Genomic DNA, 16,052 nt, shown 5'->3' with positions numbered 1-16,052 from the left:
CGTACCTGATCTCACCCGAACGTTCGAGGTTCACCGATTTGCGCCCCCCGTCACGGTCAGCCGGTCGTCACGGCGCGGCGGTGGATCCCCGCACGACCAGCTCGGTGGCGAGCTCGACGTGCAGCGCGTCGAGCCGGTGCTGCTGCACCAGCCGGATGACCAGGCTGACGGCCATGCGCCCCATCTCCCGCAGGGGCTGCCGGACCGTGGTCAGCTGGGGCGTGGTCGCCGTGGCCAGATCGATGTCGTCGAATCCGGTGACGGACAGGTCGGCCGGCACGCGGAGGCCGCGCCGCGCCGCGGCGGCGAGGATGCCGACGGCGACCTTGTCGTTGAAGCCGATGATCGCGGTCGGCGGGTCGGCGAGGTCGAGCAGCTCACCGGCGGCGTGCTCGCCGTAGTGCGCCGTGGGCTCCGCGGACCTGGTCAGGGCCGGGTCGGCGAGGATCCCGATGTCGGCGAGCGCGGACGTGTGCCCGGCGAGCCGGGCCTCGCCGGCGAGCCAGTTCTGCGGGCCGGCGAGGACGCCGATGCGGCGGTGGCCGAGGTCCAGGAGGTGCTCGGTGAGCGTGCGGGCGCCGGTGAAGTGAGCCGCGGACACGACGGGGATGTCGCGGGGCGGCGGCGTGCGCGGGTCGACGACCACGAACGGGAACCCCTGCTCCCGCAGCCGCTGGAGCGCCTCGCCGGGCTCGGGGGGCAGGATGAGGATCGCGGCGTCGACGCCCGCCCGCCCGGCGAGGGTGGGCTTCGGCGCGTCGATCACCGACTCGTCGGCGGCGCTGCTCTACCGGCTGCCGGCCGCCCAGCGCGACCAGGTGATGACCTCGCTGTTCCACCCGGTCGACGGCATCGGCATGAGCCTGCTGCGCCAGCCGATCGGCGGGTCCGACTTTGACGACGAGCCGCACTACACCTACGACGACCTGCCGGCCGGGCAGACCGACCACCAGATGACCCGCTTCAGCGTCGCGCACGACGAGGCGCAGATCCTGCCGCTGCTGCGCCGGGCCCTGCAGCTCAACCCGAACCTGCGGATCCTGGCGTCGCCGTGGGGTCAGCCGGCCTGGATGAAGGCCAACAACTCCCTCGTCGGCGGCCGGCTGAAGGACGACCCGGCGATCTTCCGGGCGTACGCGCTGTACCTGGTGAAGTTCGTCCAGGCGTACCAGGCCGCCGGCGTGCCGGTGCACTTCCTCACGGTGCAGAACGAACCGCAGAACCGGACCCCGGACGCCTACCCGGGCACCGACATGCCGGTCGCGCACCAGGCCGCCGTCATCAACGAACTCGGCCCGATGCTGCGCGACGCGGGCCTCGGCAACGTGAAGATCATCTCGTACGACCACAACTGGACGCAGCACCCCGACGACGCCGCCGACGCGGCCCGGCTGGGCGTGCCGCCGGAGCCGAACTACCCGTACGACATCCTGCGCACCTCCGCCGCGCAGTGGATCGCCGGCTCGGCGTACCACTGCTACTCCGGCGACGCGGGGGCACAGACCGGCCTGCACAACGCCTTCCCGAACAAGGACATCTGGTTCACGGAGTGCTCCGGGTGGCACGGCGTCAACGACTCGCCCGCACAGGTCTTCTCCGACACGCTGAAGTGGCACGCGCGCAACCTCCAGGTCGAGGTCCCGCGCAACTGGGGCAAGTCCGTCATCAACTGGAACGTCGCCCTGGACCCCCGCGGCGGCCCGGTCAACGGCGGCTGCGGCAACAACCCCGCCGGCATGTGTTCCGGCGTGCTCACCATCGACGGCACCACCGTCACCCGCAACGCCGAGTACTACACGATCGGTCACCAGTCGAAGTTCATCAAGCCGGGCGCGGTGCGGCTCGGCACGAACAACGCGGGCGACCTGTACAACGTCGCCTACCGCAACCCGGATGGCTCCACCGCCCTGTTCGTCGCCAACATCGGCGGCGGCACGCAGACCTTCGGCGTGTCCTGGAACGGCATGGTCGTCAGCTACACCGTCCCCGGCGGCGCTATCACCACCCTGACCTGGCCCGCCGGCAGCACGGGCGGCGACACCCAGGCGCCGTCCGTGCCGGGCGGCCTCACCGCGTCCGGCACGACGTCCTCCACGACGAACCTGTCGTGGCAGGCCTCGACGGACAACGTCGGCGTGACCGGCTACCTGGTGTTCCGCAACGGTACGCAGATCGGGACGACCACCACGACCGGCTTCACCGACAGCGGGCTGGCCCCGTCCACCGCGTACACGTACACCGTCAGGGCCCGGGACGCGGCCGGCAACCAGTCCGCCGCCTCGAACCAGCTGACCGTCACCACCACCGGCGGCACCGGCGGCGGAGGCATCAACCCGGCCGCCTGGTATCAGGTCGTGAACGTCAACAGCGGCAAGTGCGTCGACGCCGCCGGCGGCTCGACCGGCAACGGCACCGCGGTGCAGCAGTGGACGTGCGCCGCCGGCAACAACAACCAGCTGTGGCAGTTCCAGCCCACCACGGACGGCTTCTACCGGGTCGTCAGCCGCAACGCGGCCACCGCGGCGTGGGACGTCACCGGCGGCCCCGGCAGCACCGGCAACGGCGCGAAGATCCGGCTGTGGGCGTACGGCGGCGGCACCAACCAGCAGTGGCGAGCGGTGGCCGGCGCGAACGGCACGTACACCCTCAACCCGCGCAACAACACCGGCCAGTGCTTCGACGTCACCGACGTCTCCACCGGCGACGGCGCCCGCCTGCAGCAGTGGACCTGCTCCGGAGGCCCGGCCCAGTCCTTCCGCCTGGTCGTCCAGCCGTAACGCCCCGCCCCAGCGGGCCCGGCGTCACGGGGACGCCGGGCCCGCACGATCGTCGGGCCCGGGGTCGGCCGTTCGGTGCCTGACGATGCACGCATCGGACGGGGGTCATCGCCCTCCGTGTCGGTGGCGGCTGGCGATCGGCTGTTTTCAGCGCGCGGTGATCGCGTGTTGGCGGTGCGTGTCGGTACCGTCGCGGCGGAGGTGGCCCGATGGTGGTGGCGGCGTTGGTGCGGGGTGCGAACACGGCGATCGGCGAGACGGTCGTGCGGGTGCAGGTGGCGTGGGGGACCGGATCCGAGGTGGACCCGTGCGCGCTGCTGCTGGACGCGGGCGGCAAGGTGCGCTCGGACGCCGACTTCGTGTTCTACAACGAGCCGAGCGGGGCCGCCGGGGCGGTCGAGCTGAGCACCGACGGGCAGTGCGCGGCCACCATCGCGGTCGATCTCGGGCGGCTGCCGTCCGATGTGGACAAGGTGGTCATCGCGGGTTCCATGGACGCCGGCACGTTCGACACCGTGCCGGGGCTGAAGGTCACCGTGACCGGGCAGCACGGCCACGAGCTGGCGAGCTTTCCGGTCCTGGACGTCGAGCGGGTCGCGGCGGTCGTGTTCGGCGAGCTGTACCGGCGCGGCGGCGGCTGGAAGTTCAGGGCGGTCGGCCAGGGCTGGGACTCCGGGATCTACGAGGTCAGCGACCCCGAGTACGTGGCGGCCGTGCTCACCGGCGCGATGCGGAAGGCGAGACGCACCGCCGTCATACCGGCCCAGCGCGACTCCCGGTCGGTGCCGGCCGCGGTGCGGACGGAGGTGTGGCAGCGCGACGGCGGCGCGTGCGTGGAGTGCCAGGCCACCGAGTACCTGGAGTTCGACCACGTCATCCCGTGGAGCCGCGGCGGCGCGACCAGCGCCGGCAACCTGCAGCTGCTGTGCCGGGGCTGCAACCTCAAGAAGGGCGCCCGCATCTGAGCGTAGGGTGTCGCAATGACTGCCGGGGAGCTGGCCGACGGCTCGCTCGAGGAAGCGGAATCGGCCTGGCGGCGGGCCGCCGCGGACACCGACACCGCCCTGGCCGGCGGTGGGGCGGCGCCGAGCCTCGTCGACGAGATCCGGCACGGCCTGGTCGTGTCCAGCCTGCTGAGCATGACCGAGAACGTCCCGGCGCACCTGGTGGAGCGGCTCGTCGCCGCCGGCCTGTGGTCCGCCCCGCGCGGCGTCGCCCACGCCGACCGGCTGAGCTCCCCCGAAGGGCGGGCCGGCCTGCTCAACCGTCTGCTGCCGTACCTGGACCCCGCCGAGCGCCCCGCCGTCGCCGCCCGGATCCTCGACGGCCTGGCCGGCTCCGTCGGCAGCCACCGCGCGGACCAGTACACCGCGATGGCCGCCCACCTCACCCCGGACGAGCTGGACCCGGTGATCGCCGCCGCCCGCGCCATCGACCCGCCGGACTATCGGGCCCGGGCCCTCGCCGGCGTGGCGCCGCGCCTGCCGGAGCCGCTGCGCGCGGAGGTCGTCGCCGAGGCGTTCGCGTCGGCCCTGCTGGCGCGGTACCCGTCGCAGCAGGCCGACGCGCTGGCCGCGGTCGCGCCGCACCTGTCTCCCGCGCAGCTCGCGAGCGCCCGCGCCGCCGCCGGCGCCGTCGAGGAGGGCGAGCACCGCGTCGGTGCCCTCGCGGGCGTCGCCGCCCACCTGCCCGAGCCCGACCGCACGGCCGTGCTGAGCGCGGCCTTCGCCAGCGCCGACGCGCTCGGCGACGCCGGCGCCAGGGCCAGGGCACTGAGCAGCCTCGGACCGTACGCGCTGGACGAGGCCCTCGACGCGGCGACGGCCGCGGGCTCCGCGACCGCGCTCGACCGGCTGGTGCCGCACCTTCGCGAGGATCAGATCGAGGTCGCCTTCGCCGCCACCCTCGCGCTCGGCTGGACCGACCGCGCGCTCGTGCTCCGCAGGCTGGCGCCGCGTCTGTCGCCCGGGCAGCTCGACCGGGCGCTCGCCGCGGCCGATGACATCACCTCGCCGAGGTCGCGATTCGACCTGTACTGCACGCTCGCGCCGAGCCTGCCGGCGTGGCGGGTGGCCCGGCTCCTGGAGGCCGCCGGCGAGCTGCGCGGCGACCACGACCGCCGCGACGCGTGGTCCGGGCTCGCACCCTACGCGCCAGAGCCGGCCGGCCGCGACGCGCTCACCCGCGCGCTCGCGGTGACGACCGCCATCCACAGCCGGATCTACCACGCGCACGCGGTCGCGGCGCTCGCCCCGTACCTGCCGGAGAAGCGGCGGTCGACGGCCGTCCGGCGGCTGCTGGCCGGAGACGCTTCCGGCGACCGGTTCCGCGCCGCGGCGGCCGCCGCCCTCGCGGCCGCCTTCGCCGAGCCCGGGAGCTGGGCCGACGCGCTCGTCGCGCTCATCCCGCACCTGCCGCCCGACCTGCGGGCCGGCACCGCCGCCGATGCGCTGCGCGAAGGCCGCCACCGGCCGGACGCGGTGATCCGGCTCCTGCCGCACCTCGCCGCGGACCTGCGCACCGCCGCGGTGGACAAGGCGCTCACGCGGGCGCTGCACGCGGCGCAGGAGGAGTACGGCAGCGCCGAGTCCCTGCTCCTGCTCGCCCCGCACCTGACCGCCGGGCAGCTGCGCGGCACCCTCGACGCCGCCGCCGCGATCAGGACCGAGCGCGTCCGGGCCGAGGTCCTGGCGGGTCTCGCCCCGCACCTGCCCGGCGAGCTGCTCCTCACCGCCGCCGCCACGGCCGGCCGTGCCCGGTCCGCGTCGCAGCGGGCGAAGGCCCTGACCGCGTTGGCGCCCCACCTGCCCGCCGGGGAACGCGCCGCCGCGCTGGAGCAGGCCCTCGCCGCCGCCCGGGGCGACCGCTCCGAGGTCGACCTGCTGGCCGGTATCGCCGCCCACCTGCCGTCCGACCAGCGGTCGGCCGTCGCGGCGAGGGCCACGGAGCTGGCCCTCGCCCTCACCGCGCCCGACAGCCGCGCGAAGGCCCTGGCCAAGGCCGTCCGGCACCTGCCGCCCGAGCGGCGGGAGGCGACGATCGCCGCCGTGCTGGCCGAGGACGGCCCACGGCCCCCGTCGGTGCTGCTGGCCGCCCTGGCCCCGTACCTGCCCGCCGACCTGCAGCGGCAGGCGGTCGCCGCGGTCGCCGCGGTCCGCCATCCGGAGACCCGGGCACAACGGTTCGTCGAGCTGGCGCGGCGGTTGCCGGACGAGCTGCTGCCCGACGCCGTGGCGGCCGCCGGTGCCGATCCGAGCCGGTTCTGGCGCGCCGAGCTCCTGGCCCGGCTCGCCGACCGGCTCACCCCCGAGCTGCTGGCCGCCGCCCTGCCGGCCGTGGGCCGCGGACGCTTCCCGGCGCGGGCGTTCGCCGGACGGGCGCAGGCGCTCGTCGACGCCGACCCGTCGCCGGAGCGCGTCCGGCTCGCGGTCGAGGTGCTGCGCCGCGCGCTGCCGGAGCACCGGACCTACGGCTCGCTCGCCGCGATCGGCGCGCTCGCCGGCACCATCGTCCGGGTGGGCGGGCCCGGCGCGGCGCAGGGGGTGCTCGACGCGATCGACGAGGTGCAGGCGCGGTGGCCGTAGCCGAGCCCGCTTAGCGCATCGGCGCGGCCGGCGCAGGCGGACTTGCGACAGACCGCCGCCGCAACCGCGGGGCGGTGCTGGTCGTCTGACCCGACGTCCGTGTAAACGATCATTCGGGTAGGTGTACGGCCATGGCAGATCCGCGGTTCGGGGTCCTGGGACGGCTGGAGGTGACGATCGCCGGCGAGCAGGTGGACCTCGGCGGTCTGCGCCCGCGGATGCTGCTCGCGTTGCTGCTCAGCACCGGTGGGCAGGAGGTGCCGTTCCACCGGATCGTGGAGGTGCTGTGGGGCGCCGAGCCGCCCGCGACCGCGCTCGGCACCGTCCACAGCCACCTCGCCCGGCTCCGGCGCGCGCTCGAACCCGACCGGCCGCCCAGGTCGCCGTCGCGGGTCCTGGTGCGGGTCGGCGGCGGCTACGCGGTGCGTCCCGCACCCGGCGCGTTCGACGCCGACCTGTTCAGCGCGCTCGCCGCCGAGGGGCAGGACCTCATCGCGAACGGGCAGCTCGAGCCGGGGCGGGCCGCGCTCGACCAGGCCCTCGGGCTGTGGCGCGGCGGCGCGTACGCCGACTTCCCCGACGCGTCGTTCGCCCTGGTCGCCGGGCGCCGCCTCGAAGAGGTGCGGGTCCAGGCCCGGATCGGCCGGGTGACCGCCGACGTTGGTCTCGGGCGGCACGAGGCGGTGATCCCCGAGCTGTCGGGGCTGGCCCGCGAGCACCCCGGCCGGGAGCAGCTCTGGCAGCTGCTGGCGGTGGCGTTGTACCGGTCTGGCCGCCAGGTCGACGCTCTCGACGTGCTGCGGGAAGCCCGCGAGACACTCGCCGGCCGGTTCGGCGTCGACGCCGGGCCGGGGCTGCGCGGTCTGGAGACGGCGATCCTGCGGCACGAGCCGCTGGCCTCCGGCGGTCCGGTCGTCGAGGTCGGCTCCGACGTACCGCCGCAGGAAACGGACTTCGTGGGGCGTGCCGCGGATCTGGTGGCCGTCGCCGACCTGCTGCGGTCGGCCCGGGTCGTCACCGTGACCGGCCCGCCGGGGGTCGGCAAGAGCCGGCTGGTGCTGGAGTACGGACAGCGGCACGCCGACCTGACCGGGGTCCCCACCGTGCGGTGGCCGGAGGAGCCCGGCCCGGCGACCCGGCTGCTCGTGGTCGACGGTGCGCCCGGCCCGCGGGACGTCGTCGCCGCCCTGGAACGCGCCGCCGCCCCCGGGCTGCGGGTGCTCCTCGCCGCCCGGGAGCCGCTCGGCGTGCCCGGCGAGGCGCTGCTGGAGCTGGCACCGCTGCCGGTCGGCGAGGCGGTCGACCTGTTCCTCACGCGGGTCCCGGGCGCTGCCGCGCGGGCGCCGGGCACCGCGGACCGCCGACTGGCCGCCGCGGTCTGCGTCGCCGTCGGGTGCCTGCCGGCGGCGGTCGAGCGGGCCGCGACGCTGTCCCGCTCGCTGCCGCTGGCCGTGCTCGCCGCGCACCTGCGGGACGACCCCACCGCGCTGCTGGGGCCCGCCACCGACCCGCTCGGCGGGGCGCTCACGCCGGCGGACGCGACGCTGCTCGGGCAGCTCTCGGTGTTCGAGGGCGGGTTCGACCTCGACGCGATGGACGCCGTCGCACCGGGCCGGCGCGGCCGGCTGCCGGGGCTCGTCGACCGGTCGCTGATCCAGGTCCACCGCGACGGCGGGACCGCGCACCGCTACCGCATGGGCCGGCCGCTGCGCCAGTACGCCAGACACCTCATCGACGAGGACGAAGGCGCCCGCGCCGCCCGCCGGCACCGGGAGTGGGCGCGGCGCATGGCCGGCGAGGCCGCGACCGGGCTGCGGACCGCCGCCGCCGACGACTGGCTGCGCCGCCTGCACGCCGAGCGCCGCAACGTGCGGGCCGCGCTGCGGGGCGCGCTCGCCGACGGGGACGGCGCCGCGGCCGTCGACATCGCCGGCGGGGTCGCCTGGTACTGGTTCCACGACGCCGCGACCGCGGAGGGCACCGCCTGGCTGCGGGCCGCGCTCGCCGCGGGCGGGCAGGACAGGTCCGCGACCGGCCAGTCGGCGCGCAGCCGGGCACTGCTCGGCCTGTCGGCGCTGCGGTCGATCGCCGGTGACGTGCCCGACGCCGTCGCCCAGGCACACGAGGCGGTGTGGGACGCCGAACGGGCCGGCCACGACTACCTGCGCGCCGACGCGCTGTGCTGCCTGTCGTTCGTGGCGGCGGCGTCCGGCGAGGCGACCTTCGCCGGCGAGGCCGCCACCCGGGCGCACCGGGCCGCGGAGCGGGTCGGCTGGCCGGACCTGCTCGCACAGGGCCGGATGGTGTCCGGGCACGCCCGGTACCTGGCCGGCGACCTCACCGGCGCGGCAGAGCTGCTCGCCGAGGCCCGCCACGCCGCCCGCGACTGCGGCTACGGCTGGGTCGTGACCGTGGCCAGCTGGCTCGGCGTCGAGGTCGCCCTCGACCAGGCCCGCTACGACGACGCCCGGCACGCCGCACTGCGGCTCACCAGCCGCCTCGCCGACGCCCCGACGGTGAGCTCGTGGCTGGTGACGTCGCTGTCGCTGGCCCGCGCCCTGACCCTCACCGGTGACGGCGAGGCGGGCGCGCTGCTGTGGGGCGCGGTCACCGGCATCGGCCGCCGCGTCGGCCTCACCGCCCAGGCCATCGGCCGCGCCAACGCCCACCGCAACCGCCACGGCGCCCCGGCCCCCCGCCACGCCGACGCCTACGTCCGCGGCCTGGACATGTCCCGCACCGAGGCCGGCGCCCTCATCGCCACCCTCACCCCATGACACCCCGGCGCCGTGTCACGCGGTACGTACGGGTCCGCGGGCGAGCGCGCACGAGCAGGGTGTGCTGCACCTGGATGTCAAGCCGAGCAACATTCTGGTGACGACGGCCAATGAGCCCGTGCTCGCCGACTTCGGGACCGCGACGATCCCCGGGCAGCGGGCCTTGGCCGACGAAGGCAACGTCCTGACCCTCGCGTACGCGCCGAGGGAGTTGCTGGAAGGAAGGGAACCGACGCCGGCGGCCGACGTGTACTCGCTCTGCGCGACCCTCTACGCGATCATGTCGGGGAGACCGCCTCGATGGCGGCCCGATCAGGCACCGCGGCTCGAGGAGATCGGGGCGCTGTACGACCAGCCGATCGATGCTCTGGATTCGATGCCGGACTGGCTGACGGACCTCATTCGACGCGGTATGTCGAGGGTGCGCGGCAATCGACCGACCGCACGAGAGTTGCAGGCGGGGATCCGGTCGAGGAGCACGCGGTCTCCGGAGGATCGCATTACCGAACTGCTCCGCCGTGAACTGAGAACGGCGCGAAGCGCCGCCCTGGAGGGCGGCGCGGACCCCAACGAAACCACCAATGACCTCACAGACGGGATCGCCCGGCTCAGGCGGTTGAGGGAATTGGGATGGCGTCCGTGATGAGCGTGCGATCGGCGATCCGCGCATCGGGCCGTCCGCGTCTCGCGGACGCGGGATAGGTCCGGGTCGGGACGATGTTGCGGAGGCTCCGCCGTTCGATGACGTCGTGGATCGCGGTGACCGGGGGTGTCGGCGCCCTGGTCGCGTTCGCCGGCGGCCCGGCGGCATTGTCCGCGATGCACGTGCAGCTGCCGTCGTGGGCGCCGCCGCTGCTGGTCGCGGCCGCGGGCGCCATCACCTCCCTGGTGATCACGCCGGTCATCACCGCCCGGATGTCCGTGACCGGCCGGCGGATCACCTCCAGGGAGGAGAACCGGGACAAGCGGGCCGACGTGCTGCTCCGATCCATGGGCAGCACCGACGACCTGCCACTGGTCCGGGACGTCACCTCGCGGAGCGCGCTCGGCATCCATCCCGCCATTCCGCTGCCCGTCGACGCCGACCCGCAGCTGTACTCCGAACTGCCGACCTACGTCCCCCGCGACCGGGACGCCGACATCCGGACGGCGTTGACGAGGATGTCCGGGCCCGGTGGGTTCCTGCTGGTCGTCGGCCCGCCGGCGGCGGGGAAGACCCGCTCGGTCGTCACCGCGATGCAGCAGCTGCTCGGCGACTGGCGGCTCTACATCCACAGCTCGACCGCCAACCTCGCCGAGGTGCTCGAGACCGGCCTCGACCTGCGCCGTACCGTCGTGTGGCTGGACAACATCCACGAGGTCCTCGACCCGAGCGACGACGCGAGCGGCACGCAGCCCTCCGGCGCGCCGGACCGGGCGCACACCTGGCTGACCTCCGACCTCATGCGCCGGTTGATCCTGCCGAGCAACGGGCCCGTGATCGTGATCGGCATGACCTGGCCCGAGCACCGCGACCGGTACACGTCCCACTCGCGGCTCTCGACCACCGGTCCGCACGCGGACGCCCGCAAGATCGTCGACATGGCCGACCAGATCGACCTGTCGCCGACCTTCTCCGACGCGGAGTGGCGGCGCGCCACGCAACTCAGCGCCAGCGACCCGCGGATCGCCGAGGTCGTGCAGCTGACGCACGGCCGGGACCTCGCCGCCATGCTGGCCAACGCGCCCGACCTCATCCGGCGGTGGCGGCACGGCGGTAACCACTACGGCCGTGCGGCGCTCACCGCCGCGATCACGGCCCGGCAGTGCGGCCATCCGGAGCCGATTCCCGACGGTGTGCTCGAGGCCCTGGCGGCGCGGGACCTGACCGGCCTCCAGCGCGCCACCGCCGACGCAAACGGATGGTTCCGCGACGCGCTGGCGTGGGCCTGTTCGCCGATCAGGGGTGACATCGCGCCGTTGTCGCCCGACTCCACGGTCGTCGGCCGGGTCGAGGGGTACAGCGTCAGCGACATCCTTCTGAACCACGCCAACAACGACCCTGAGCTCCCAGCGCCGGACGAGACGGCCTGGGGGATCGTCGCGGCGCACGCGCGGTCCGGGGCGTGCGCGGCCGTCTGCGCCGCGGCGCGCCGGGCCCGCAGGTACGCGGCGGCCGAGCGGGCCGGGCGGCGCGGCGCAGACGTGGGCGACGGTCAATGCCACTACTACCTCGGCCTGACCCTCGGTGACCTCGGCCGGAGCGACGAGGCCGAGCGGCACTACCGTGAGGCGATCCGGCTCGGCGAGCCGTTCGCCCGCAACAACCTCGCCAACCTGCTCGCCCAGAAGGGCGCGGACGACGAGGCGGAGGCGATGTACCGCGCCGCGATCAGCTCGGGCTGGCCGGACGCGGCGTACAACCTGGGCGTGCTGCTCACGAGACGTGGCCGCGTCCAGGAGGCCGAGGAGTGCTACCGCACGGTGGCGGGCTCCGGGCACGCCGCGGCGATGAACAACCTGGCGCTGCTGCTGGTCGACCGCGGCGAGGAGCAGGAGGCCGAGCAGCTCTACCGCCAGGCGATGGAGCTGGGCAACCTCGGCGCGGCCAACAATCTCGGCAGGCTGGTCAGTCGCCAGGGGCGGCTGGAGGAAGGGCGCCGTCTCTACCGTACCGCGGCCGAGGCCGGCCACATCCAGGCCTCGAACAACCTGGCGGCCGTCCTGGCCGAGGACGGCGAGCACGCGGAGGCGGAGCGCTTCTACCGCTTCGCGGTCGCGGCCGGCAACGCCGTCAGCATGGTCAACCTGGGCGGGCTGCTCGAGGTCCTCGACCGCGACGACGAGGCCGAAGCCCTCTACCGGCAGGCGGTCGCGGCCGGCAGCCCGGAGGCGGTCAGGTATCTCGCGCTGCTGCTCATCCGGACCGGACGCGACGCCGAAGCGGTGGCGACGTACCAACTGCGCCCCGACGCCTTCGGCGGTCGTGGCACCCCGCCGGTCTGACACCGTCCTCGACGCGGCTCCCTGCGGCGAACTCGGAAGAACACGACGCCGCCAGGCCCTCGGCTACGGCCGCCTGCCGGGGCTGTGGTGAGCGGGCCAGCGGGCGACGAACTCGGTCCGGTTGGTGCACTGGGTCTTGGCGAGGATGCTGCGCACGTGTGACTCGATGGTGCGCTCCGACAGCACGAGGCGGGCGGCGATCTGGCGGTTCGTGAGTGCCTCGGCGAGCAGGCCGGCGATCTCCCGCTCGCGGGCGGTCAGCGGATCGGCGCTCGTGTTCCCGCCGGCGGCCGCGGCCGGGCCGGGCATGCCGAGGCGGGAGGCGAGGTCGGCCGCGTCCCGGGCGAGAGCCGTCGCCTCCGGCCCGGCGGGCAGGACTCGGGCCAGGGCCAGGCCGGTGAGCGCGAGGTCGGCGCGGGCGCCGATGGCCCGGTTGCGGGTCAGCGCCTCGCGCAGCAGCTCGACGGCGCCGGTGGTGTCGCCGGCCACCGCCGCGAGCTGGCCGAGGAAGCGGCTGACCGTGCCGTGGAAGAAGACCGTCGCCGTGCCCAGGGCGCCCGGGTAGGGGCGGAACGGCAGCAGCTGGCGGTGGACGATCGCGGCGGCCTCGGCGTCGGCGAAGTGCTCGATCAGGCCGGTCAGCTGGGTCAGGACGGCGGGCCAGGCCGGGTGGTCGGCCGGTAGCGGCAGCTGGGCGCGCAGCCGGTCGTACACCTCCCGGGCATCGGTGAGGGCGCCGGTCAGCAGGGCCACGTTGGCGCGCTGGACGTCGATGAGCGGGTCGAGGGGCGCGGCCGCGAACGCCGCGTCGAGCCCCTCCGGCAGCGCCGCCGGGTCGCCGCGGAGCACGGCGACGTGCACGCCGTGGGCGAAGTGCATCACGGTGGCGCTCGGGTCGCCGGACGCGAGCGCGATCGCCGTCGCGTGGCGGCTGTGCGCGACCGCGTCGTCGAACCGGCCGGCGAGCGTCGCCCGGCTGGCCAGCATCCGGTTGCGGTGCCACTGCAGCACGGGCAGCGGCGAGCGGCCCGCCAGGTCCTCGATCGCCGCGGCCGCGGACTCGACGACGTCGAGCCGGCCGGTGAGGTACCCGCACTGCATCCGCCACTCGTGGCCGATGAGCGCCGCCAGGGGCTGCCCGAGCGCTTCGGCCTGGTCGGCGACGAGGTCACCGAGGCGGAGCCGCTCCGGGGTGTCGGCCGGGTCGACGAGGGTCATCTCGCGGGCCCGGGCGGCCTCGATCTCCGCGTGCGGGTCGCCGCACGCCGACGCGAGCGCGAGCGACTCCCGCGCGGGCGCCGCGGCCTGGCCCACCTGTCCGGCGTCCGCGGTCATCACGGCCAGCTGCGCGAGCACCCGGGCCCGCAGGCCGTCGCCGAGGTCGGGGTACGCGAGGGCCCGCTGGCACAGCCGCGTGACGACGCTGCCCGCGTGCGCGTACGTCACCCCTTGCAGCACCAGGGCGCCGGCCGCGACGAGGTCCCCGCGGCCCGCCTCCGCCGCCGCCCCGGCCGCGTCCACGCAGTGGTCCAGGCACCGGTCGTAGCGGCCGGCGAGGTACTCCGCCTGTGCCAGCTCGACGAGCAGCTCGGCCCGCTCCGCCGGCGGAAGCTCCACAGTGGACGCGGCGGACAGGTGGGCGGCCGCGTCGTCGTACGCGTGCGCGGCCCGGGCCTGTGCCGCCGCCCGCCGCGACCAGGCCGCCGCCGCGTCGGGCACCCCGGCCTGCCGCCACAGCGCCGCGATCCGGGCAGCCGGCACCGTGCCCCGCCCGCCCGCCGCGGCCGGCGACCCCGAGGCCGACTCGAGCGCGACGGCGGCCGACCGGGCCAGCTCCCGCAGCGCGGCCGGCTCCAGGCCGGCGACGATCGTGTCGCGGACGAGCGCGTGCGCGAACCGGTACCGGTGCTCCGGCGGCGCGACGACCAGCAGACCGGCGTGCCGCGCGGCGGTGAGGAACCCGCCCACCGGCGTACCGGCGACGACCGCGAGCAGGGAGTCGTCGACCTCCTCGCCCAGCACGGCCGCCGCCTCCACCGCGGCCCGCTCCTGCGGGCTCAGCGTGGCCAGCAGCGTCCGCACGACGGCGGGCAGGTCGCCCGGCTCAGACCCGGCCCCGACGGCCGCCACCAGCAGCGGCAACCCACCGGTCCGGGCCAGCACGGACGGCGCCGACGCGGCGTCGACGAGCCGCGCCACCTCGTCGAGGGTGAAGGGTGACAGCGGCACCCGCACGGCGCCGTACCGGGCGAGATCCGCCAGCCGCAGCGCCACCGCGTCGGGTGAGGGCGACCGGACCGTGCCGACGACCGTGACCCCCGCCGCCGTCGCGCCCTGCGCCACGTGCCGCAGCAGGTCCAGCGACGCGACGTCGGCCCAGTGCAGGTCCTCCAGGAGGATGAGGGGCGAACCACCCGCGAGCACCGCGTCGCTCAGCCGGGCGAGCGCCGCGAACCGGGCCGAGGCGGCGGCGGTGGGCTCGAAGGGCGCCCCAAGATCGGGGCTGACGGCGCCGGGCAGGACCGCCCGCCACGGCCACAGCGGCGGCGCCGGCTCGGCGGGGCAGTAGCCGCGCACCGCGGTCGCGCCGGCCTGCCGCAGCGCCCGGTCGACCAGCGTCGTCTTGCCGATGCCGGCCGGGCCGTCGACGAGCACGACCCCACCCGCCGCGAAGGCGCCGGTGAGCGCGGCGAGCTCCCGATCCCGGCCGACGAACGTGGACACCGGCACAGTATCGCGGTTCAGTGGCGGGTTCAGTGACGGTACGGATGTCCGCCACGCCGCCCGCCGCGATCCTCGACCGTATGAACATCACCGTGCAGACAGTCCCCGACCCGCACCCAGTCGACACCGCCTGGGTCGACGAGGCCCTGGCCACGACGGCGACCGCCGAGGCGATCATCGGACGCCCCGTCGGCGGCGGCGCCGGCATCATGATCGCGGCGGCCGGCGAGGGCCTGTTCGAGATCGTCGAGGCCCGCCGCGGCAAGGGCCCGGCGCCCGCCAGGTACATGCAGGTCGTCACGTTCGACGGGCCGCGGACGGCGGAGTGGGCCGCCGCCGAGGAACGCTCCGCGACCCGTCTGTGGCCCGCCGTCCGCGACGTCCCGGGCATCGTCTGGACCGTGCGGCTGCGCGCCGCCGGCAACGCCGTGACGATCGTGACGCTCGCCGAGTCCGCCGACGCCATCGACGCCGCCGTCCGCGCGGTCATGTCGACCCCGCTGCTGCCCGGCGAGGACCCGGCGCTGCTGACCGGCCCCGACCGGATCGGCGTCTACCACCTCGTGCACGCCGACCTGCCGCTCACGCCCGTCGGGAGCCCGGTATGACCACCACGACCATGACCGGCACCTGGACGGTCGCGACGCCGCTGCGCGCCGGCTTCGCCGCCCGGAATTTCTGGTTCGGGACCGTGCACGGCACGATCGCGGTGACCGGCGGCACCGTCGAGTTCGACGCCGGCGGGCGGCCCGTTCGGCTGGAGGGCACCCTCGACCCCGCGTCGATCGACACCGGCAACCCGCGGCGCGACAAGGACCTGCGCGGCAAGCGCTTCCTTGACGTGGCGCACCACCCGCGGATGGAGCTGACCGCCGGGGACATCGAGCCGGCCGGCGCCGGATGGCGGGCGAAGGCCGTGCTCCGGGTCGCCGGCGCGGAAGCTCCACTGTGGATCGACGGCACCCTGGACGGCCCGTCGGTCACCGGCACCGCCCGCCTCGACCTGCGCGCCGCCGGGATCAGGGCACCCGGGTTCCTGGTCGGCCGGCACGTCGCGCTGACGATCTCGGCCCGGCTGGTCAGGCCGGCCGCCGAAGCGCCGTAGCCACCGCACGAAACACCCCGGCCACCGGCGCCGTAGCCGTCGCACGGAACACCCCGGCCACCGGTGCCGAGCCACCGCACGGAACACCCCGGCCGCCGCC

At 75.6% G+C, this 16,052-nt stretch carries 10 protein-coding genes; 8 read left to right on the top strand and 2 right to left on the bottom strand.

What is annotated here, in order from left to right:
• Positions 1-67: 67 nt before the first annotated feature.
• Positions 68-766: a substrate-binding domain-containing protein gene (locus AB0J72_RS31690; RefSeq protein ID WP_363404957.1), complete on the bottom strand. Its 699-nt coding sequence runs from the start codon at positions 764-766 to the stop codon at positions 68-70.
• On the opposite strand from AB0J72_RS31690, the gene AB0J72_RS31685 reads away from it, so the two are divergent.
• The 6 genes from AB0J72_RS31685 (at position 705) to AB0J72_RS31660 (ending at position 12,123) form a co-directional block, all read left to right on the top strand.
• Complete coding sequence (locus AB0J72_RS31685; RefSeq protein WP_363404955.1) at positions 705-2,777, top strand: RICIN domain-containing protein; 2,073 nt, start codon at positions 705-707, stop codon at positions 2,775-2,777. The genes AB0J72_RS31690 and AB0J72_RS31685 overlap by 62 nt on opposite strands.
• A 209-nt stretch (positions 2,778-2,986) precedes the next feature.
• The gene (locus tag AB0J72_RS31680; protein WP_363404953.1) at positions 2,987-3,742 is read left to right on the top strand and encodes a TerD family protein; all 756 of its coding nucleotides are present in this window, start codon (positions 2,987-2,989) and stop codon (positions 3,740-3,742) included.
• 15 nt (positions 3,743-3,757) lie between these two features.
• Positions 3,758-6,361 carry a hypothetical protein gene (locus AB0J72_RS31675; protein WP_363404951.1) on the top strand — a complete coding sequence of 868 codons (2,604 nt, stop codon included), beginning with the start codon at positions 3,758-3,760 and terminating at the stop codon, positions 6,359-6,361.
• A gap of 131 nt (positions 6,362-6,492) precedes the next feature.
• A complete protein-coding gene (locus AB0J72_RS31670; protein ID WP_363404949.1) occupies positions 6,493-9,138 on the top strand; it encodes a BTAD domain-containing putative transcriptional regulator in 2,646 nt (881 codons plus the stop codon).
• A gap of 61 nt (positions 9,139-9,199) precedes the next feature.
• Positions 9,200-9,781 carry a protein kinase gene (locus tag AB0J72_RS31665; protein ID WP_363404947.1) on the top strand — a complete coding sequence of 194 codons (582 nt, stop codon included), beginning with the start codon at positions 9,200-9,202 and terminating at the stop codon, positions 9,779-9,781.
• Positions 9,782-9,879: 98 nt separating this feature from the next.
• Positions 9,880-12,123, top strand: a complete 2,244-nt coding sequence (locus AB0J72_RS31660; RefSeq protein WP_363404945.1) for a tetratricopeptide repeat protein — start codon at positions 9,880-9,882, stop codon at positions 12,121-12,123.
• Between the two features lie 63 nt (positions 12,124-12,186).
• On the opposite strand, the gene AB0J72_RS31655 is transcribed toward AB0J72_RS31660, so the two are convergent.
• Entirely contained in the window at positions 12,187-14,847 is a 2,661-nt protein-coding gene (locus tag AB0J72_RS31655; protein WP_363404943.1) for an AAA family ATPase, read from the bottom strand.
• A gap of 20 nt (positions 14,848-14,867) precedes the next feature.
• Here AB0J72_RS31655 and AB0J72_RS31650 point away from each other — a divergent pair, with 20 nt between their 5' ends.
• Together AB0J72_RS31650 and AB0J72_RS31645 are read left to right on the top strand one after the other, a co-directional pair.
• Complete coding sequence (locus AB0J72_RS31650) at positions 14,868-15,455, top strand: hypothetical protein (RefSeq protein ID WP_363404941.1); 588 nt, start codon at positions 14,868-14,870, stop codon at positions 15,453-15,455.
• On the top strand, positions 15,452-15,952 hold the full coding sequence (locus AB0J72_RS31645; RefSeq protein WP_363404939.1) for a YceI family protein: 501 nt from the start codon (positions 15,452-15,454) through the stop codon (positions 15,950-15,952). The genes AB0J72_RS31650 and AB0J72_RS31645 overlap by 4 nt, the downstream gene beginning before the upstream one ends.
• Positions 15,953-16,052 lie beyond the last annotated feature (100 nt).

The organism is Dactylosporangium sp. NPDC049742, from assembly GCF_040674675.1.
Lineage (GTDB): Bacteria > Actinomycetota > Actinomycetes > Mycobacteriales > Micromonosporaceae > Dactylosporangium > Dactylosporangium maewongense.
Note: the sequence above shows the minus strand (reverse complement) of the source record. Positions and strands in the feature narration are given on the sequence as shown.